This window comes from Streptomyces sp. NPDC001315 (assembly GCF_042896175.1).
Lineage (GTDB): Bacteria > Actinomycetota > Actinomycetes > Streptomycetales > Streptomycetaceae > Streptomyces.
Window position 1 is genome coordinate 676,916 of the sequence record NZ_JBIAWZ010000002.1, and the last position, 18,212, is coordinate 695,127.

17 protein-coding genes are annotated in these 18,212 nt (G+C 72.1%); 9 read left to right on the forward strand and 8 right to left on the reverse strand.

The genetic code is table 11. The features are described from left to right. Window positions 1–186 precede the first annotated feature (186 nt). Window positions 187–801 carry a hypothetical protein gene (locus ACFY16_RS10260; RefSeq protein ID WP_390646651.1) on the forward strand — a complete coding sequence of 205 codons (615 nt, stop codon included), beginning with the start codon at window positions 187–189 and terminating at the stop codon, window positions 799–801. 20 nt (window positions 802–821) lie between these two features. Here the strand turns inward: ACFY16_RS10260 and ACFY16_RS10265 are convergent, their stop codons facing one another. Then, window positions 822–1,997, reverse strand: a complete 1,176-nt coding sequence (locus ACFY16_RS10265; RefSeq protein ID WP_390646652.1) for an adenylate/guanylate cyclase domain-containing protein — start codon at window positions 1,995–1,997, stop codon at window positions 822–824. A 175-nt stretch (window positions 1,998–2,172) separates the two neighbouring features. Further along, window positions 2,173–3,039, reverse strand: coding sequence for a biotin--[acetyl-CoA-carboxylase] ligase (locus tag ACFY16_RS10270; RefSeq protein ID WP_390646653.1), 867 nt, complete (start codon window positions 3,037–3,039; stop codon window positions 2,173–2,175). Window positions 3,040–3,149: 110 nt separating this feature from the next. Between ACFY16_RS10270 and ACFY16_RS10275 the strand changes: the two genes are divergently transcribed. The 4 genes from ACFY16_RS10275 (at window position 3,150) to ACFY16_RS10290 (ending at window position 5,896) form a co-directional block, all read left to right on the forward strand. After that, a complete protein-coding gene (locus tag ACFY16_RS10275) occupies window positions 3,150–4,742 on the forward strand; it encodes an acyl-CoA carboxylase subunit beta (protein ID WP_390646654.1) in 1,593 nt (530 codons plus the stop codon). Between the two features lie 15 nt (window positions 4,743–4,757). Continuing rightward, the gene (locus ACFY16_RS10280; protein ID WP_390646655.1) at window positions 4,758–4,967 is read left to right on the forward strand and encodes an acyl-CoA carboxylase epsilon subunit; all 210 of its coding nucleotides are present in this window, start codon (window positions 4,758–4,760) and stop codon (window positions 4,965–4,967) included. A gap of 145 nt (window positions 4,968–5,112) precedes the next feature. Continuing rightward, entirely contained in the window at window positions 5,113–5,241 is a 129-nt protein-coding gene (mmpB, locus tag ACFY16_RS10285) for a morphogenic membrane protein MmpB (RefSeq protein ID WP_390646656.1), read from the forward strand. Window positions 5,242–5,275: 34 nt separating this feature from the next. Next, the gene (locus ACFY16_RS10290) at window positions 5,276–5,896 is read left to right on the forward strand and encodes a Maf family protein (protein WP_390646657.1); all 621 of its coding nucleotides are present in this window, start codon (window positions 5,276–5,278) and stop codon (window positions 5,894–5,896) included. Here the strand turns inward: ACFY16_RS10290 and ACFY16_RS10295 are convergent, their stop codons facing one another. Further along, window positions 5,897–6,376, reverse strand: a complete 480-nt coding sequence (locus tag ACFY16_RS10295; RefSeq protein ID WP_390646658.1) for a hypothetical protein — start codon at window positions 6,374–6,376, stop codon at window positions 5,897–5,899. It abuts the gene before it with no gap. Between the two features lie 372 nt (window positions 6,377–6,748). On the opposite strand from ACFY16_RS10295, the gene ACFY16_RS10300 reads away from it, so the two are divergent. Beyond that, on the forward strand, window positions 6,749–8,521 hold the full coding sequence (locus tag ACFY16_RS10300) for an acetyl/propionyl/methylcrotonyl-CoA carboxylase subunit alpha (RefSeq protein WP_390646659.1): 1,773 nt from the start codon (window positions 6,749–6,751) through the stop codon (window positions 8,519–8,521). Between the two features lie 83 nt (window positions 8,522–8,604). Here the strand turns inward: ACFY16_RS10300 and ACFY16_RS10305 are convergent, their stop codons facing one another. From ACFY16_RS10305 to ACFY16_RS10320, 4 genes are all read right to left on the reverse strand, one after another. Continuing rightward, the gene (locus ACFY16_RS10305; RefSeq protein WP_390646660.1) at window positions 8,605–9,309 is read right to left on the reverse strand and encodes a hypothetical protein; all 705 of its coding nucleotides are present in this window, start codon (window positions 9,307–9,309) and stop codon (window positions 8,605–8,607) included. Window positions 9,310–9,423: 114 nt separating this feature from the next. After that, a complete protein-coding gene (locus ACFY16_RS10310; RefSeq protein WP_390646661.1) occupies window positions 9,424–10,413 on the reverse strand; it encodes a response regulator transcription factor in 990 nt (329 codons plus the stop codon). Between the two features lie 199 nt (window positions 10,414–10,612). Beyond that, window positions 10,613–11,572, reverse strand: coding sequence for a DeoR/GlpR family DNA-binding transcription regulator (locus ACFY16_RS10315; protein WP_390646662.1), 960 nt, complete (start codon window positions 11,570–11,572; stop codon window positions 10,613–10,615). Window positions 11,573–11,738: 166 nt separating this feature from the next. After that, window positions 11,739–13,187 (reverse strand): NAD(P)H-quinone dehydrogenase, encoded by a 1,449-nt coding sequence (locus tag ACFY16_RS10320; protein ID WP_390646663.1) that lies wholly within the window; start codon window positions 13,185–13,187, stop codon window positions 11,739–11,741. Between the two features lie 106 nt (window positions 13,188–13,293). Here ACFY16_RS10320 and ACFY16_RS10325 point away from each other — a divergent pair, with 106 nt between their 5' ends. From ACFY16_RS10325 to ACFY16_RS10335, 3 genes are all read left to right on the forward strand, one after another. Beyond that, window positions 13,294–13,731 carry a gamma-glutamylcyclotransferase gene (locus ACFY16_RS10325; protein ID WP_390646664.1) on the forward strand — a complete coding sequence of 146 codons (438 nt, stop codon included), beginning with the start codon at window positions 13,294–13,296 and terminating at the stop codon, window positions 13,729–13,731. A 121-nt stretch (window positions 13,732–13,852) separates the two neighbouring features. After that, window positions 13,853–14,677: a purine-nucleoside phosphorylase gene (locus ACFY16_RS10330; RefSeq protein WP_390646665.1), complete on the forward strand. Its 825-nt coding sequence runs from the start codon at window positions 13,853–13,855 to the stop codon at window positions 14,675–14,677. Between the two features lie 146 nt (window positions 14,678–14,823). Further along, a complete protein-coding gene (locus tag ACFY16_RS10335; RefSeq protein WP_390646666.1) occupies window positions 14,824–16,455 on the forward strand; it encodes a phospho-sugar mutase in 1,632 nt (543 codons plus the stop codon). A gap of 43 nt (window positions 16,456–16,498) precedes the next feature. On the opposite strand, the gene ACFY16_RS10340 is transcribed toward ACFY16_RS10335, so the two are convergent. Continuing rightward, complete coding sequence (locus tag ACFY16_RS10340; RefSeq protein ID WP_390646667.1) at window positions 16,499–18,175, reverse strand: hypothetical protein; 1,677 nt, start codon at window positions 18,173–18,175, stop codon at window positions 16,499–16,501. Window positions 18,176–18,212 lie beyond the last annotated feature (37 nt).

Genomic DNA, 18,212 nt, shown 5'->3' on the forward strand with positions numbered 1-18,212 from the left:
CGATCATCGCAGCCGGACCCCGCCGGGGAAAGGGCGGGCGTACACGAGACCGGTTCCCGTGTCACCTCCCGATTCCCCGTTCGAGTGACATCCCGCCCAACTGTCACCCGACCGCCCACGGGAGCGCATAACGTGCGCTCCGCCACGGCGCATCGGGGGCACGAGCGCATCGGGGAGGGGATCACCATGACGGACACAGCGGTCGAGAAGATCACGGACGCGGAAGCCCCGGACACGGATACCGCGGAGCCGTACGGCACGGCCCCCCGCGGCCGCGGCCGTCACCGCAGGCCCCGCCCCCGCAAGATGCTGCTCGCAGCCGGCGGGCTCGCGCTGGCCGCCGGTGTGCTGAGCCTCGTACGGATGGCGCCCGATTCCGGTGTCGGCGGAGTCGGCACGGCGGAGGCGGACCCCGGCCCGGACGCCGGCGGGGACCGGTCGACCGGCGCGGCCGCCACCGTCGCGGCCGTTCCCCGGGTCAGTCCTTCGTCGACCTCCGCCCTGGGCGCGGTGAGCACGACCCCGCTCCCCGGTGTCGGCTCCACCCCCGCCTCGTCGGCGTCGGCGACCGCCGTGCCCTCGGCCGCGGCTCCCGCCGCCGGCACCCCGACCGCACCGGCGCCCACGACCGCATCCCGTTCTCCCGCCACGAGCGCCGCCCCGCAGCCGACGCTTCCGGCACCCGCGCCGTCACCGACCACGGCCTCCCCGGCCCCGGAGCCGGAGCAACCGGGCGGGCCGGGCCTGTGCGTCCCGATCATCGGCCTGTGTGTGGACCCGCTGACCACGGCCGCCCACTGACCCGGGCCCGGGCCCGGGCTCTACTGCTGGTCGTCGTCCCGGCGGGTGAGCAGCCACGGCTCGACCACGCCGAGTCCGCGCACCGGCCGCTGCCACATGGGTCGCAGCGCGCAGCGGTACGTCGGCGGCTCCTCGCCCTCCTTCTCGGCGGCGGCAGCGGCCTCCGCCGCCTCCGCCTCGGAGACCGGCGCCTCACCGGTGCGGATCAGCTCCTGGGCGAAGGCGCCGTCGACGAGGACGGCGTCGCGCGGAGCTATCGACGTCAGCCGCGAGGCGAGGTTGACCGTGGTACCGAAGACGTCACCCATCCGGGTCGTCACCGTGCCGAAGGCCATGCCGACGCGCAGCTCGGGCATCGTCTCGTCGTTGGCCATGGTCTCGATGAGCCGCAGCGCGATCTCGGCGGCGACACCCGCGTCGTCGGCGGCGAACAGCACCTCGTCGCCGAGCGTCTTGATGAGCCGCCCACCACGTGCGGCCACCAGGTCGGCGGCGGTCGTCTCGAAGGCCTCGACGAGTTCGCCGAGCTCCTCCTCTTCCATACGGCGGGTCAGCCGCGTGAACCCGACGAGATCGGCGAAGCCGACGGCGAGCCGCCGGTCGACCATCTCCTCGTCATCGGTGGCCTGGACGACCCGCCCGGCCGACGCGGCGAGCTGCCGCCGCCAGACGTAGACGAGGAACTCCTCCAGCTCGGGCAGCAGCAGCTCGACGATGGGGTACGTCACCTCGGTGCGGGTCATCCCCGGCTCGGGCGGCTCGGTCAGGCCCTCCAGGAAGGAGTCGATCTGCCATTCCGCCAACCGGGCGGTGGTCTGCCCGGTGGACCGGGCCACCTGCACCGCCATCGCCTCGCTCAACAGCCCCGCCTCGACAAGACCGGACAGCCGCCGCAGCGCGAGCACGTCCGCCTCGGTGAGCGCCTTGGCCTGGCCGATGTCGGCGAACCCCATGGCCCGCCAGAAGCGCGTGGCCAGCTCCACGGAGACGCCGGCGCTGCGCGCCGCCTGGAAGGGGGTGTAGCGCCGCTCGGCGCCGAGGATGAGCTGCTCCAGGCGCAGGGCGAGCGGGTCCTCGCCGGAGTCGGCGTCGGCGTCCGCGGCGTGGGTGTCCCCCTGCTCGTGCGAAGTCGAGAGCGGGGGAGGGTCCACCCGGCCGTGCGCGCCCGTGCCGGAGCCCGTGTCGTCGACGGTCACGCCTGCTGCCCTTCCGATCTGTCACGGTCAGGTATCGACCGGCCTTCACTCTACGGCAGGTGTGCGCCAGCTCACTCCGCCAGTCGCCGCCGGCCCTATGAGCTGGGGCCTCCCGACCGAGCCAGTCCGGCGGCGCACGGGCGAAGACCGGGGCCCGGGGCGAAGCCCCCGACAACTACGCCGGACGGAGGTGAACGATGTCTCCCGCCCCGACCGGCTCCTGTACCCCTTCGCCCGTGGCCAGCACCAGCCGTCCGTCCCCGTCGACCGCCACCGCCTCGCCGACGATCGAGCGGTCGCCCGGCAGCTCGGCCCGTACGGTCCGGCCGAGCGTCGCGCAGCCCGCCGCGTACGTCTCCTGGAGGCCGCTGGCCTCCGGATCGCCCCCGGCGTCCCGCCAGCGCCCGTACCAGTCCTCCAGAGACCGCAGCACGGCCCGCAGCAGCGGATCCCGGTCGGTGGTCACCGCCCCGGCCAGGGCCAGCGAGCCCGCCTGCGGCACGGGCAGCTCCTCCGCGCGGAGGGTGACGTTGATGCCGACCCCGACGACGACACCGTCGTCCCCGGCGCGTTCCGCGAGGATCCCGCCCGCCTTGCGCTCCTCGCCCCCGATCGTGACCAGCAGGTCGTTGGGCCACTTGAGGGCCGTGTCCACGCCGGCCGCGCGGGCCAGCCCCGTCGCCACGGCGACCCCGGTGAGCAGCGGCAGCCAGCCCCAGCGGGCCACCGGCACGTCGCTGGGTCGCAGCAGGACGGAGAAGAACAGGCCGGAGCGGGCCGGAGCGGTCCACTGGCGGTCCAGGCGACCACGCCCGGCGTTCTGCTCCTCCGCGACGAGGACCGCGCCCTCGGCCGCCTTGAGCCCGACCGCCCGGGCCACCAGATCGGAGTTCGTTGAACCTGTCTGCTGCACCACCTCCACCTCTGTCCACAGGCCTCCCTCGCGCACCAGCGCGCGGCGCAACGCGGCCGCGTTGAGGGGCGGACGGTCCAGGTCGGACCAGCGGCTGTCGTTTCCGTCTGAGGCATCTCGCGGCGTCATGCAAGCCACCCTAGGTGTGGTAAACGCCGCACTGCCGATTGATGGGCACGCCACTACGCTACGGATGAGTAACCGTCCCCCCTTTTGAGCAGGCAGGGAGCCGTATCCCGATGTCCGAGCCGGAAGAGATCGACATTCACACCACCGCGGGCAAGCTCGCGGATCTCCAGCGCCGTATCCAGGAAGCGACGCACGCCGGTTCGGAACGCGCCGTCGAAAAACAGCACGCCAAGGGCAAGCTGACGGCCCGTGAGCGGATCGAGCTGCTCCTCGACGAGGGCTCCTTCGTCGAGTTCGACGAGTTCGCCAGGCACCGCTCGACGGACTTCGGCCTGGAGAAGAACCGCCCGTACGGCGATGGCGTCGTCACCGGATACGGCACCGTCGACGGGCGTCCCGTGGCCGTCTTCTCCCAGGACTTCACCGTCTTCGGCGGCGCCCTGGGCGAGGTCTACGGCCAGAAGATCGTCAAGGTCATGGACTTCGCCCTGAAGACCGGCTGCCCGGTCATCGGCATCAACGACTCCGGTGGCGCCCGCATCCAGGAGGGCGTCGCCTCCCTCGGCGCGTACGGCGAGATCTTCCGCCGCAACACGCACGCGTCGGGCGTGATCCCGCAGATCAGCCTGGTCGTGGGCCCGTGTGCCGGCGGTGCCGTCTACTCGCCCGCCATCACCGACTTCACGGTGATGGTCGACCAGACCTCGCACATGTTCATCACCGGCCCGGACGTCATCAAGACGGTCACCGGCGAGGACGTCGGCTTCGAGGAGCTGGGCGGTGCCCGCACCCACAACTCCGTCTCAGGCGTGGCGCACCACATGGCCGGGGACGAGAAGGACGCCGTCGAGTACGTCAAGCAGCTGCTGTCGTACCTGCCGTCCAACAACCTCAGCGAGCCCCCGGTCTTCCCGGAGGAGGCGGACCTGTCCGTCACCGACGAGGACCTCGAGCTGAACAGCATCGTCCCGGACAGCGCGAACCAGCCGTACGACATGCACACGGTGCTCGAACACGTCCTGGACGACGGAGAGTTCCTCGAGACGCAGCCGCTGTTCGCGCCGAACATCGTCACCGGCTACGGCCGGGTCGAGGGCCACCCGGTGGGCATCGTCGCCAACCAGCCCATGCAGTTCGCCGGCTGCCTGGACATCAAGGCGTCCGAGAAGGCCGCCCGCTTCGTGCGGACCTGCGACGCCTTCAACATCCCGGTCCTCACCTTCGTGGACGTGCCCGGCTTCCTGCCCGGCGTCGACCAGGAGCACGACGGCATCATCCGCCGCGGTGCCAAGCTGATCTACGCCTACGCCGAGGCCACCGTCCCGCTCATCACGGTGATCACCCGCAAGGCCTTCGGCGGCGCCTACGACGTCATGGGCTCCAAGCACCTGGGCGCCGACATCAACCTCGCCTGGCCGACCGCCCAGATCGCCGTCATGGGCGCGCAGGGCGCGGTCAACATCCTGCACCGCCGCACGATCGCCGAGGCGGAGGCCGCCGGTGACCTGGAGGCGACCCGGGCCCGGGTGATCCAGGAGTACGAGGACACCCTCCTCAACCCCTACATCGCGGCCGAGCGCGGCTACGTCGACTCCGTCATCATGCCGTCGGACACCCGCCGGCACATCGTGCGCGGCCTGCGTCAGCTGCGTACCAAGCGGGAATCCCTGCCTCCGAAGAAGCACGGCAACATCCCCCTCTAGACCCTGGGAGCGGTTGTGACGATCAAGGTCATACGGGGCAATCCGACCCCCGAGGAGCTGGCCGCCGCACTGGCGGTGGTCCGAGCCCGCGCCGCGGCGGCATCTGCCACGCCGCCCGGCGCGCCCGGCCCGCGGGACTCCTGGTCCGACCCGGCCCGCATCGCCGGCCACCCGGTCCCCCGGCCGGGCCCGTCGGCGTGGGCCCGCACGTACTGGCCCGGCTAGGAAGCCCCTCCGAGTCCCAAGAACAGCCACGACGGCGTCGGCCACCGGACCCACGGTGGTGGCCGACGCCGTACGGGCGGGTCAGGGGCAAGTTTGAGTACGCGTACTCAGGCGTCCGGCGCCGAATCGCCGCAGGCTGGATCACATGCTGTGGTCCGACCCCGAGAACGAACCGCCGGAGGAACTGCGCGAGACGCAGGTCATGTTGCGGCGGCTCGGCGTTCTCATGGCGCTGGCCATGGTGCTCGCGATGATCGTGATCGGGCTGAGGTGAGTGGGCCGGGCTTGTCCGCCGATACGCTGGTCGCATGACTGATCAGCCGCGCCGCCGACTCGTCCTCGCCTCCCAGTCCCCCGCCCGGCTCGGCCTGCTGCGGCAGGCCGGACTCGACCCCGAGGTGCTCGTGAGCGGCGTCGACGAGGACGCCGTCACCGCGCCCACCCCCGCCGAGCTGGCACTCGCCCTCGCCGAGGCCAAGGCCTCCGTCGTGGCGGCCAGGCCGGACGTCCAGGGCGCGCTGGTGATCGGCTGCGACTCGGTGCTCGAGCTGGACGGCCACGCCCTCGGCAAGCCCGCCGACGCCGAGGAGGCCACCGCCCGCTGGAAGGCGATGCGCGGCCGCGCCGGGACCCTGCAGACGGGCCACTGCATCTGGGACACGACGGCCAAGCGGTACGTGGCCGGCGTCGCGTCCACCGTCGTCCGCTTCGGCGACCCCACCGACGACGAGATCGCCGCGTATGTCGCCTCGGGCGAGCCCCTCCACGTCGCCGGGGCGTTCACCCTCGACGGCCGCTCGGCGCCCTTCATCGAGGGCATCGACGGCGACCACGGCAACGTGATCGGCATCAGCCTGCCCCTCGTGCGGCGACTGCTGGCCGAACTGGGTATCGGCATCACGGAGTTGTGGACGCCCCGGGAAGGCTGATCAGGTCGCGCTGGGCGCCGGCGGCGGGGTGACCGGGGAGCCGTCCTGGGGTTCCGCGGGCTTGCCGGGCTCCTCGGCCGCGGGCCCCTCCTGACGGTCGTACGTCATCAGCAGCAGCACGATCAGCGCGAGCACGACCACCATGTACACGAAGGCGGTCGTGCCGAGCAGCCCCCACGCGAACGCGCCCAGCAGGCCGTGCACCACGGCCGCGCTGATCAGCACCACCCGCCCGAAGCCGGCGGGCGGCCGGTTGCGCAGGGCGACGAGCAGCGCGACCAGGCCGCACAGCGCGAAGTACAACCCGAAGAGGATCCCGCCGATCTTCGAGGACATCGACATCACGTCGGGGTCCAGGCCCGCCAGGGACATGTGCTGCCGGTCCACGACGACCCCCATGAACCAGTTGACCGCCGCGATGCCAAGGGCCTCGACGAACAGCACGACCGCCACCACCCACGCCACCGGTCTTCGCACCACCGGGCCACCCACTTTCGACCGCCGTCCGAGCAGGACCGCTGTTACCCCTAGTACGTTCGGGACATCGCGAACGCTACTAACGGGTAAACCCTGGGACAAGGGTTCAGGCGAGGGCAAAGAATCATTGGGCCATTCGTAGGGACTCCACAAAGAAACCGAGTGGGCCGCAGCACGCTCTTACAGAGACCTTGACCACACCGGAGGGCTAGGGTTTCCCGAAGGAGCCCTGCGTACCGAGGTGCGACAAGGGATTTCGCGGATCGGCGAGCCTCGCATCACGCTCCGTGTGGGCAAGCTCACCATTGGGGATGGGTCGAAGTGCCGTGTCGGCAGTCCCTAAACTCGGCTTGTTTCAAGGAGGGAGCCTCAATCGTGCGCAAGGTGCTCATCGCCAACCGTGGCGAAATCGCTGTCCGCGTTGCCCGGGCCTGCCGGGATGCCGGTATCGCGAGCGTGGCCGTCTACGCCGACCCGGACCGGGACGCTCTGCATGTCCGCGCCGCGGATGAGGCGTTCGCCCTGGGCGGTGACACCCCGGCGACCAGCTACCTCGACATCGACAAGGTGTTGAAGGCGGCGCGCGAGTCGGGCGCGGACGCCATCCACCCCGGGTACGGCTTCCTCTCGGAGAACGCCGACTTCGCCCAGGCCGTCCTCGACGCCGACCTGATCTGGATCGGTCCGCCGCCGCAGGCCATCCGTGACCTCGGTGACAAGGTCGCCGCCCGGCACATCGCCCAGCGCGCCGGCGCGCCGCTGGTGGCCGGCACGCCCGACCCGGTCTCCGGCGCCGACGAGGTCGTCGCCTTCGCCAAGGAGCACGGCCTGCCCATCGCCATCAAGGCCGCCTTCGGCGGTGGCGGGCGCGGCCTGAAGGTCGCCCGGACCCTCGAAGAGGTCCCGGAGCTGTACGAGTCCGCGGTGCGTGAGGCCGTCGCCGCCTTCGGCCGCGGCGAGTGCTTCGTCGAGCGCTACCTGGACAAGCCGCGGCACGTGGAGACGCAGTGCCTGGCCGACAGCCACGGCAACGTGGTGGTCGTCTCCACCCGTGACTGCTCCCTGCAGCGCCGGCACCAGAAGCTGGTCGAGGAGGCGCCCGCGCCGTTCCTGTCCGACGAGCAGGTCGCCGAGCTGTACTCCTCCTCCAAGGCGATCCTGAAGGAGGCCGGCTACGTCGGCGCGGGCACCGTGGAGTTCCTCGTCGGCCTCGACGGCACGATCTCCTTCCTCGAGGTCAACACCCGCCTCCAGGTGGAGCACCCGGTGACCGAGGAGGTCTCCGGCATCGACCTGGTGCGCGAGATGTTCCGCATCGCCGACGGTGAGGAACTCGGCTACAGCGACCCCGCGCTGCGCGGCCACTCCTTCGAGTTCCGCATCAACGGCGAGGACCCGGGCCGGGGCTTCCTCCCGGCCCCCGGCACCGTCACCGCCTTCGACCCGCCGTCCGGCCCGGGCGTCCGCCTCGACGCGGGCGTGGAGTCCGGCAGCGTCATCGGTCCGGCCTGGGACTCCCTGCTGGCCAAGCTGATCGTCACCGGCGCCACCCGCGAGCAGGCCCTGCAGCGCGCCTCCCGTGCCCTGGAGGAGTTCCAGGTCGAGGGCATGGCGACCGCCATCCCCTTCCACCGCGCGGTGGTCAAGGACCCGGCGTTCGCCCCCGAGCTGACCGGCTCCGACGACCCGTTCACGGTCCACACCCGCTGGATCGAGACCGAGTTCGTCAACGAGATCCCCGCCTTCGCCGCTGCGGCCGACGCCGAGGCCGAGGAGGACGCGGACCGCGAGACGATCGTCGTCGAGGTCGGCGGCAAGCGCCTCGAGGTCTCCCTGCCGTCCTCACTCGGCATGACCCTGGCCCGCACGGGCCTCGCGGCGGGTGCCAAGCCCAAGCGCCGCGCGGCCAAGAAGTCCGGCCCCGTCGCCTCCGGCGACACCCTCGCCTCCCCGATGCAGGGCACGATCGTCAAGGTCGCCGTCGAGGAGGGCCAGGAGGTCAAGGAGGGCGACCTGGTCGTCGTCCTCGAGGCGATGAAGATGGAGCAGCCGCTCAACGCGCACCGCTCCGGCACCATCAAGGGCCTGAACGCCGACGTCGGCGCCTCCGTCACGTCCGGCGCCGCGATCTGCGAGATCAAGGACTGACGCCCTCGTACGTCGAAACGCCCCGCGGACCGGAGCAGTCGGTCCGCGGGGCGTTTCGTTTCCCCGTCCCCCGTGACGGTGGTTCAGGAGGTGCGTGTCCAGCCGGTGCCGTGCCGTACGACGACGAGTCCGGCGGCGCCGAAGCCGGTCGCCAGCAGCAGGAACGACAGGACGGTGACGGGCATCAGGCTGCCCGCATAGCCGGCCACGTTGATCGGCATGGCCAGGATCAGCGACCAGGCGGCCCAGGCGGGGATCACCCGGCCGCGCAGCAGGGCGGTGCCGAGCAGGATCGCTCCGACGACGTGCGCCGCGACGAAGTACAGGGTCGGGACGCCCACGACCGGCAGCGCGTACGTACCGTCCGTGACCTTCACCAGGGCGTCCTGGCTCACCCCCTTGTCCAGACCGCCGAGGGCGACCACGTCCATCGACGGGGTGAAGGAGATCGCCAGCAGTCCGGTGCCGAACAGCAGCGTGCCCCACAGGCCGAGTTTCGGGGAGTGGCGCATCGCGAGCAGGCCGACCACGAGGATGCCGACCACCAGGGCGAGCCCGCCGAGTATCCAGCCCCAGACGCTGACTTCGGTGAGGGTGCGGTGGGCGGCGATGTCCTTGACGATGTCCTTGTCGGAGTCGCCGGTGCCGTACGGGACGATGCCGGTGGCGACGGCCAGCAGCAGTGGGCCGAGCAGCGCGGTGAGTCCGAGAGCGATGCGGCCGACGCCGGGTGCCTGGCCGGGGTCCGTGGTGGCTGCTGACTGTTCGCGTGGCGGCGTGGTGGTCATGGGAGTCCCCCTTGCGGCCTGCCCCCGTTCGGGGGCGCCTTCCGTCAGTGAAGCGGCGGGGTGTGGCCGATGACCATCCGTCAATTCTGACGGGTCGCGACATGTCGTGTCGGGTCAGTCCGTGAGCAGTCCAAGGTCGCGTCCCCGGCGCAGCAGCGCCGCGGTGTGGCCGGCCTCCAGTTTGCGGTGCAGGGAGGCGATGTAGCCCCGCACGGTGGTCGGCGAGAGCCCCATCCGGCGGGCCGTCTCCGTCGCCGTACGGCCGCTGTGGAGGTGGCGGAGGGTGCGGTGCTCCTGCTCGGTGACCCCGAACAGGCGGGCCACGGCGCGGCCGCGGGCGAGGTCGCGGAGGATGAGCAGGGCGGGGTGCCCGGGTGTGGCCGGGGGGATGTGGTGCACCTCGACGTCGCGGGTGGTGAAGGGGGTGCCTTCGGTGAGGCGGGGGTCGTCGTGGACGGCGTACAGGAGGTCGGCGGCGACGGCGTTCAGGGGCTGGGGGCGGCCGGAGTCGTCGATCAGGGCGAGGCCGCAGCCCTGGCTGCCGGCGAGTTCGAGGGCGGCGGCGGAGAGCGCGAGCAGGCGCTGCCGGGTGGTCAGTTGCCGTTCCAGGCCGGCGAACTGGAGCTGGGCGAAGCTCAGCAGGTCGCGTTCCCGTTCGGTGAAGTCGCTGCCGCTGCGGTTGAGGGCGTAGCCGTCGGCGAGGCCCGGCCGGGCGGCGGCGTTGGCGATGATCTGGCGGCGCATGCCGAAGGGGCGGAAGTCGAGGTTGTAGCAGTGAGTGCCGTACCACTGGCGGTCGCTGGCGACATCGCTCACCCGCCAGGCCTGCGGCTCGGTCGTCAGCAGCAGCGCGTCGGTGAGCGGATGGTCCTCGGGGTGCTCGTGGATGGCGTTCGGGTCCGGGTGGAAGGTCTCGTACGGGACCGCGAAGAGGGACGCGGTCGGCGGCTCGAGGGAGAAGGAGTAGCGCTGTCCGGAGTCGGCGGGCACCAGTTCCATCACCGCGGACAGGGCCCGCCCCCACATTTCCTCCGTGCTGGTGGCGTCCTCCAGTTCACGGCTCAGCTCCAGCACGCGCCGCGCGTCAGCCCCGCTGATCTCCATCACACTCTCCCGGCGCCGCTCCCGCCCGAAGCCCTGAGACGACGGTACGGCGTCCGAGCGCCCCGGGAAGGCCTCTTGCGCAGGCTCACCAGGAGGGAGAGACGCGAGAGAAGCGCAGGTGGGAGCGGTGGGGGCGACGACACAGGGGAGGCTGCGGAGGCGCCGACCGCGGAAGCGAGACCGATGCCCGCGCCCGTCCTCAGCGGCGCCGCAGGTCCGCCACGCGGGCCCGTTCCGTGCCCGATGTCTGGTCGCCCAGGACCGCGGCGGTCCTCAGGCCGGGACCCGCACCCGGGACCTGGCCTCGGCGGGGGGCCGGGAGAGGCACGTCCCGGCGCTGCTGGCGCGCCGGGACCTGATCACCCCCCGGGCTTCCCGACGCCCCGGCCACGGCGATCTGCACCCCCTGGTCTGCGAGGGCCTGGAGCTCGGTGGCGGCGCGGTCGTCGTGGCCGGGAGGTTCGTCGGTGATCAGACGGGTGATCAGGTCGGTGGGGACGGTCTGGAACATGGTGTCCGTACCCAGCTTGGTGTGGTCGGCGAGGACGACGACCTCCGCGGCGGCCTGGACGAGCGCCCGGTCGACGGACGCCGACAGCATGTTGGACGTGGACAGCCCGCGCTCGGCGGTCAGACCACTGCCGGAGAGGAAGGCCCGCGAGACCCGCAGCCCCTGCAGGGACTGCTCGGCACCGCTCCCGACCAGGGCGTAGTTGGAACCGCGCAGGGTGCCGCCGGTCATCACGACCTCCACCCGGTTGGCGTGGGCCAACGCCTGGGCGACGAGGAGGGAGTTGGTGACGACGGTCAGGCCGGGGACCCGGGCGAGCCGGCGCGCCAGCTCCTGTGTGGTGGTTCCCGCCCCGACCACGATGGCCTCGCCCTCTTCCACGAAGTTGGCGGCGAGGTCGGCGATGGCCGTTTTCTCGGCGGTCGCGAGATGAGACTTCTGCGGAAAGCCGGACTCCCGCGTGAATCCGCCCGGCAGTACCGCACCGCCGTGCCGGCGGTCGAGGAGTCCTTCTGCCTCCAGTGCGCGCACGTCCCGCCGTACGGTCACTTCGGAGGTCTGGACGACGCGGGCGAGCTCACGGAGCGACACGGCCCCGTTCGCTCGCACCATTTCGAGGATCAATTGGCGACGTTCTGCAGCGAACACGAAACTGACAGTAACCCCAACGACCGTCTGCTTTCAGCAGTTTGCGCCGAATAATAGAAGATGTTCGCACGGTGGGGCACGGAGTGGTATAGGGCCTAGTCGCGCCGACTATGCCGTACGAATGCTCGACAACTCCCCGTGACCAGCGGGGAGTCGCTTTCGGCCGTCAGCCCTCGCCCGTGGCCTTACGGGTGTGCAGTTGCCGTGCCACCTCGGCGATCGACCCCGAAAGGGAGGGGTACACGGTGAACGCGTTCGCGATCTGTTCGACCGTCAGATTGTTGTCGACGGCGATCGAGATGGGGTGGATCAGTTCCGAGGCGCGCGGCGCGACGACCACACCGCCGACGACGATGCCCGTGCCCGGACGGCAGAAGATCTTGACGAAGCCGTCCCGGATGCCCTGCATCTTGGCGCGCGGGTTGCGCAGCAGCGGAAGCTTCACGACCCGGGCTTCGATCTTGCCGGCGTCGACGTCGGCCTGGCTGTAGCCGACGGTGGCGATCTCGGGGTCGGTGAAGACGTTCGAGGAGACCGTCTTGAGGTTGAGCGGGGCCACCGCGTCGCCGAGGAAGTGGTACATGGCGATACGTCCCTGCATGGCGGCGACGGAGGCGAGGGCGAAGATGCCCGTCACGTCACCCGCCGCGTACACGCCGGGGGCGGTGGTCCTGGAGACCTTGTCGGTCCAGATGTGCCCGGAGTCGCGGAGCTTGACCCCGGCCTCCTCCAGACCCATGCCCTCGCTGTTCGGGATGGCGCCGACGGCCATGAGGCAGTGCGAGCCGCTGATGACGCGGCCGTCGGCGAGGGTGACCTCGACGCGGTCGCCGACGCGCTTGGCGGCGGAGGCACGGGAGCGGGCCATGACGTTCATGCCGCGGCGGCGGAAGACGTCCTCGAGGACGGCGGCGGCGTCCGGGTCCTCGCCGGGCAGCACGCGGTCCCGGGACGACACGAGGGTCACCTTCGACCCGAGCGCCTGGTAGGCACCGGCGAACTCGGCACCGGTGACACCCGAACCGACCACGATGAGCTCCTCGGGGAGCTCGGTGAGGTCGTAGACCTGGGTCCAGTTGAGGATGCGCTCGCCGTCGGGCTGGGCGTCCGGCAGTTCGCGCGGGTGACCGCCGGTGGCGATGAGGACGGCGTCGGCGACGAGGGTCTCCTCGGTGCCGTCGGCGGCCGCGACGACGACCTTGCGCGAGCCGTCGAGGGCCTGCATGCCCTCCAGCCGGCCGCGCCCGCGCATGACCCGCGCGCCGGCGCGCGTCACGGAGGCCGTGATGTCGTGCGACTGCGCGAGCGCGAGCCGCTTCACACGCCGGTTGACCTTGCCGAGGTCGACGCCCACGACCCGGGCGGACTGCTCCAGGGGTGGGGTGTCGTCGGCGACGATGATCCCCAGCTCTTCGTACGACGAGTCGAAGGTGGTCATCACCTCGGCCGTAGCGATAAGGGTCTTCGACGGCACGCAGTCGGTCAGCACCGACGCTCCGCCCAGACCGTCGCAGTCGACGACGGTCACCTCCGCGCCGAGCTGCGCTGCCACCAGCGCTGCTTCGTAGCCGCCGGGTCCGCCACCGATGATCACGATCCGAGTCACGTACTCCATTCTCCCGCACGGTTCGAGGTGCTCCTGCCCGGGGGGCTGGGCGCGGGGTCTTGGAGGAGTACGCCCGTGACGGGAGTGACACGCGTGACGGGCGTACTCTCGACCCATGTCGCTCTACACCGCGTACGCCGGCAACCTCGACGCGCGGCTGATGTCCCGCCGCGCCCCGCACTCGCCGCTCCGCGCGACGGGCTGGCTGAACGACTGGCGGCTGACGTTCGGCGGCGAGCAGCTGAGCTGGGACGGCGCGCTGGCCACGGTCGTCGAGTGCCCCCGCGCGCAGGTCTTCGTCGCGCTCTACGACATCGCCCCCATGGACGAGGAGTCGCTGGACCGCTGGGAGGGCGTCGGCCTCGGCATCTACCGCCGGGTGCGGGTGCGGGTGCACACCCTGGACGGGGAGGAGTCGGCGTGGGCGTACGTGCTGAACGGCTACGAGGGCGGACTGCCCTCCGCCCGCTACCTGGGTGAGGTCGCGGACGCGGCGGAGTCGGCGGGAGCGCCGCACGACTATGTGATGGAGCTGCGGAAGCGGCCCTGCTGAGCCCCGCTCCCGCCGAAGCGGTTCGCCGGGAACGGCTTCGTTGGAAACGACAAGACAACGATCGCCATCCCGTTACCTCCGTCATCTACGCGCGTAGGCCCGAACCGGCTACGCTCATCGCGTGAACGCATCTCTTCTTCCGGACGACATCCAGGGCGACCCCTACGCCGCCGCCGACGCGGCCGCCTCGCGCCTGCGCGAGCTCACGGGCGCCGAGACCCACGACGTCGCCCTCGTGATGGGCTCCGGCTGGGCACCGGCCGTCGACGCCCTGGGGGCTCCCGACGCCGAGTTCCAGGTCACCGAGCTGCCCGGATTCCCGCCGCCGGTGGTCGAGGGGCACGGCGGCAAGATCCGCTCGTACCAGATCGGCGAGAAGCGTGCGCTCGTCTTCCTGGGCCGCACGCACTATTACGAGGGCCGCGGCGTCGCCTCCGTCGCGCACGGGGTCCGCACGGCGGTGGCCGCCGGCTGCAAGACCATGGTCCTGACCAACGGCTGCGGGGGTCTGCGCGAGGGCATGCGTCCCGGGCAGCCGGTCCTGATCAGCGACCACATCAACCTCACGGCGACGTCGCCGATCGTCGGCGCGAACTTCGTGGACCTCACGGACCTCTACTCCCCGCGTCTGCGCGCCCTGTGCAAGGAGATCGACGCCAGCCTGGAGGAGGGCGTCTACGCGCAGTTCCCCGGCCCGCACTACGAGACTCCGGCCGAGATCCGCATGGCCCGCGTCATCGGCGCGGACCTCGTCGGCATGTCGACGGTCCTGGAGGCGATCGCGGCGCGCGAGGCGGGCGCCGAGGTGCTCGGCATCTCGCTCGTCACCAACCTCGCGGCGGGCATGACGGGCGAGCCCCTCAACCACGAGGAGGTCCTCCAGGCCGGCCGCGACAGCGCCGCCCGGATGGGCTCCCTGCTGGCCCAGGTCCTGGGCCGCCTGTAGGGAACCCGGCGTAACCTCGGCCTCCGCCTCCCACCCGACCGAGTCGGGTGGTGGACGCGCACAGGGCCGGGGTCCGGGGCAGAGCCCCCAGGGCCGCGACCCGCACGCACGCACGCGCACGAAGAAAACGAGAGGTTGGACCGAACGTGCACGACGATCTCATCGCACGGGCCACGTCATGGCTGGCCGAGGACCCCGACGCGGACACCCGTGCGGAACTCGCCGAGCTCATCGACGCGGGGGACCACGCCGAGCTCGCCGCACGCTTCAGCGGCACCCTCCAGTTCGGCACGGCGGGCCTGCGCGGCGAACTCGGCGCCGGCCCCATGCGCATGAACCGCTCGGTCGTCATCCGTGCCGCCGCCGGCCTGGCCGCGTACCTGAAGAAGAACGGCAGCACCGACGGCCTCGTCGTCATCGGCTACGACGCCCGCCACAAGTCCGCCGACTTCGCCCACGACACGGCGGCCGTGATGACGGGCGCGGGACTCCGGGCCGCCGTACTCCCCCGCCCGCTCCCCACCCCCGTGCTCGCCTACGCCATAAGGCACCTCGGCGCGGTCGCCGGCGTGGAGGTCACGGCCAGCCACAACCCGCCCCGCGACAACGGCTACAAGGTCTACCTCGGCGACGGTTCGCAGATCGTTCCGCCCGCCGACGCCGAGATCGCCGCCGAGATCGACACGATCGCCTCGCTGAACGACGTCCCGCGTCCGGAGGCCGGCTGGGAAACCCTCGACGACAGCGTCCTCGACGCCTACCTCGCCCGCACGGACGCCGTCCTGTCCCCCACTTCCCCCCGCACCGCCCGCACCGTCTACACGGCGCTGCACGGCGTCGGCAAGGACGTCCTCCTCGCCGCCTTCGCCCGGGCCGGCTTCCCCGAGCCCGCCCTCGTCGCCGAGCAGGCCGAGCCCGACCCCGACTTCCCGACCGTCGCCTTCCCCAACCCGGAAGAGCCCGGCGCCATGGACCTGGCCTTCGCCAAGGCCCGCGAGACCGACCCCGACCTGGTCATCGCCAACGACCCCGACGCCGACCGCTGCGCCGCGGCCGTCGAGGAGAACGGGGCGTGGCGCATGCTCCGCGGCGACGAGGTCGGCTCCCTCCTCGCCGCCCACCTCGTCCGGCGCGGAGTCACCGGCACCTTCGCCGAGTCGATCGTGTCCTCCTCCCTCCTCGGCCGGATCGCCGAGAAGGCGGGTCTGCCGTACGAGGAGACCCTCACCGGCTTCAAGTGGATCGCCCGGGTGGAGGGCCTTCGCTACGGCTACGAGGAGGCCCTCGGCTACTGCGTGGACCCCGACGGCGTGCGTGACAAGGACGGCATCACGGCCGCGCTGCTCATCACCGAACTGGCCTCCGAACTCAAGGAGGAGGGCCGCACCCTCCTCGACCTGCTCGACGACCTCGCCGTCGAGCACGGCCTGCACGCCACCGACCAGCTCTCGGTCCGCGTCCAGGACCTCTCGGTCATCGCCGACGCCATGCGACGGCTCCGCGAGCAGCCGCCGACCGAGCTCGCCGGACTGCCGATCACCAAGGCCGAGGACCTCACCCAGGGCACCGACCGGCTCCCGCCCACGGACGGCCTGCGCTACACGCTCGACGGCGCCCGCGTCATCGTCCGGCCCAGCGGCACCGAGCCCAAACTGAAGTGCTACCTGGAGGTCGTCGTCCCCGTCGGCACCCACGCCGACCTCCCGGCGGCCCGCGCCGAGGCCGCCGACCTGCTGGCGACGATCAAGCGGGACCTGTCGGCGGCCGCCGGCATCTGACCCGTACACCCCGGGCGCCCCCGCTCGCCCGACCTGGAACCGGCTAGAACCACACCTCGCTGCTCAGTACGGCCGTCAGCCACAGCAGGGCGAACAGCACGGCCAGCGGCCACAGCGGACGGCCCCGCTCGCGTTCCTCACTGTCACCGGTGGGGCGCAGGGCGGGGTCGTTGCGCATGGCGGTGACTTCGGCGGCCAAGGCGTCGTACGGATGGGGCCGGCCGCGCCTGCGCTGGAACCGGGCCCAGCGGGGCGCGACAACCGCCCAGGACTCGCCTCCGCGCCAGCGCAGCTTCAGCTCGAAGGACTCCCGGCGGACCGAGCGGAGGTCGTCCCACGGAATGTGGGTGGTCCCGCGCAGGCCGTTCAGCCACAACCCGGTGCGGTCGGCGGTGATGCGCCAGCACAGCGTCACGGGAAGGCGGGCCGCGCCCGACAGGCCCAGGAGGGCGATGACGATCTGCTGCCAGAGGCTGATGTCCGCGTCGGTGAGCGCCGCCCAGCAGATCGAGACGCCCCACAGCACCTTCAGAAAACCGGCCAGCCAGTCCACCGCGCCCGCACGCCAGCGCCGTACCGGCACCGTCTTCGTCAAGCGCGCGGCCGCCACCAGGCCGAGGCGCTGTTCGTCGTCCGCCGCGGTCCGGGCCGCCGTTCGCTTCTCCCGCTCGAGCCGGCGCCGGACGCTGCCCTCCGACAGCGGTCGTACGGGCCCGGACGACCGTTCCACCATCGGCGGCTCGCCCGGCTTCACCGCGGCGCTCACGAGCACGACCTCGGCGCCCTCGTACGGCGCCCCGTACAGGACGGCCTCGCGCAGCGGGCCGGGCCGGTCGTCGTCGAGCCGGGCGAGAAACTCCTCCAGCTCCGCCTCGTCGTCCCCCTCGTCGTCCCCCCCGTCCTCGTCGTCGTCCGTGTCGTGGTCCAGCTCGACCGTGGCGACGGTGAACAGCGGTCGCAGAGCCGCCACGTCGTCCGCCGCGAAGACCTCCGTGTCGGCGTGCTTGTCCTCGCGCATCAGGACGCGCAGGACGGGCGCCGGCGCGGCGCCCAGCGCGGCGGCCCGCCGCCGGCCCAGTACCCCGGAGAGCAGCATGGTGGCACCCAGCCCGGCCACGAAGAAGCCGGCGACAGCCGCCGCCCGACGTTGCTCCGACAGGCTCCACATCCCGGCGGTCGCGATCAGCGGGGCGCCCGCCAGGATCAGAACGATCCCGAGCCCGGACAGCAGCCGGCCGCGCCCGAGGGGCCGGTCCGCGCCCGGCAGCGGGGCGGTCACGCCTCCGGCCGCCCCAAGCGCCGCCTCCCGCTGCCGCGCCCGCGCCCGCAGACGCAGTGCGGCGATCGCCCAGGAGCCCCCGGCCGACACAAGCGCGCCGGCGAGCACGACAAGCACCGGCGCGGGACGCTGGACGACGGCCACGAGGGCCAGAGCCGGCGCCGACACCCGTACGATCTCGGGCCGCAGCGGCAACCAGACGAGGTGGAGCGCGGCCAGTGCCGCGAGGTACTCCGGCAGACCGGCCTCGGTCAGGCCCAGGGCGGCCAGCGCGCCCGCCGGCAGCACCACCTTGAGGACCGGCAACCCGACCCATCGCACCGGCACCCATCTCGGCGGCAGGGCCCGCGTCCACCGGCGTGCCTGTTCCCCGTTCCAGGGGCGGCAGCCGTCGGGTATCGCGGCGGCGGGCAGCGGCCGCCGGACGTACGTACTACTCATCGCTCCCCAGACACTCGGACCACGAGGGTGGTTGTGC

Coding starts and splice junctions, on each gene's coding strand:
- ACFY16_RS10260 (WP_390646651.1), top strand. CDS start 187: ATGACGGACACAGCGGTCGAGAAGATCACGGACGCGGAAGCCCCGGAC.
- ACFY16_RS10270 (WP_390646653.1), bottom strand. CDS start 3,039: ATGACGCCGCGAGATGCCTCAGACGGAAACGACAGCCGCTGGTCCGAC.
- ACFY16_RS10275 (WP_390646654.1), top strand. CDS start 3,150: ATGTCCGAGCCGGAAGAGATCGACATTCACACCACCGCGGGCAAGCTC.
- mmpB (WP_390646656.1), top strand. CDS start 5,113: ATGCTGTGGTCCGACCCCGAGAACGAACCGCCGGAGGAACTGCGCGAG.
- ACFY16_RS10290 (WP_390646657.1), top strand. CDS start 5,276: ATGACTGATCAGCCGCGCCGCCGACTCGTCCTCGCCTCCCAGTCCCCC.
- ACFY16_RS10305 (WP_390646660.1), bottom strand. CDS start 9,309: ATGACCACCACGCCGCCACGCGAACAGTCAGCAGCCACCACGGACCCC.
- ACFY16_RS10310 (WP_390646661.1), bottom strand. CDS start 10,413: ATGGAGATCAGCGGGGCTGACGCGCGGCGCGTGCTGGAGCTGAGCCGT.
- ACFY16_RS10320 (WP_390646663.1), bottom strand. CDS start 13,187: ATGGAGTACGTGACTCGGATCGTGATCATCGGTGGCGGACCCGGCGGC.
- ACFY16_RS10325 (WP_390646664.1), top strand. CDS start 13,294: ATGTCGCTCTACACCGCGTACGCCGGCAACCTCGACGCGCGGCTGATG.
- ACFY16_RS10340 (WP_390646667.1), bottom strand. CDS start 18,175: ATGAGTAGTACGTACGTCCGGCGGCCGCTGCCCGCCGCCGCGATACCC.